This is a genomic window from Salegentibacter lacus (assembly GCF_020164555.1).
GTDB classification, from domain to species: Bacteria; Bacteroidota; Bacteroidia; order Flavobacteriales; family Flavobacteriaceae; genus Salegentibacter; species Salegentibacter lacus.
Genome location: NZ_JAIQZB010000058.1, coordinates 1 through 884, shown reverse-complemented (window position 1 = coordinate 884; position 884 = coordinate 1). Strand labels below are relative to the sequence as shown.

Genomic DNA, 884 nt, shown 5'->3' with positions numbered 1-884 from the left:
ATCTGCATAACCACTAATTTGCGTATCGCCCACCCACTCTCTAGTTCGGTTTCTTCGATTCCAAACCCCTGTTTTTTCAACAATCGGAACAGCTGCTCGATATACCATCGTGCGGAATAAAATTCGACTATTCTCAGGGCCTGATCATAATTCGTGATTTTGTGGGTGGTCAACAACTTCCAATGAACTGGTTTTGAAGAAGTGCCTTTTTCTCTTACAGATATGCAGTATACCTTAACGTGATCCGGTCCATTACCTTTCTTAAGGTATTTTGGTCGTACCAGGTCTGATTCCCCAAAACGCAATTCTATTTGTGCAATTCGTTTAAATTGCTTTTTTCGGTTATCCGTAGGTATTTCAATTTGATAAGTACCTGCAATGGGTTGGGACCCTATATCATTATATAGGTTGCCATTTTTGGTTTTTCGGTTGGCCCTCGATCTGATAAGTAAATGAAATTTTTCATTCGGGATTCTCACAAATTGCTCAAAAATATCTCCTTCGCGGTCTTCGATAAAAGTAACACTATTCGCATTTTCTAGTGTTTCTTTACTTTTTAAGGCAACTTCTATCCATTTATAGGACTCCTTTTCTTCTATATTTTGTTTTTTGTAATTCCTTTGATGTTTATCCGGCCTATCTTCAGGGCGATGGAATACTTTTATGTGTGAAAAGCCTAATGGGGAAAAAGTAGCAGCATCCATTACAAGTCCTGGGTGAACTTTAAAACAATTACCGCTTTGCCCTTTATCGGATTGACCTAGGCCGCTGTTTTCTTTTAACCTGCCTTTATGCTTCCCAAGATTAACCTCACAAGTATCCTGAATGCAAAGTAAGTCTCTTCCAAATGATAAGCTTTTTGTTCGAGAAGAGGCCTCTTTCAC

General features: G+C 38.9%; 1 protein-coding gene. It reads right to left on the bottom strand.

The window, feature by feature from the left end; all coding sequences use genetic code 11:
• Positions 1-884: IS4 family transposase (locus tag LB465_RS18060; RefSeq protein WP_224471313.1), on the bottom strand; the 884-nt coding region annotated here is incomplete at both ends.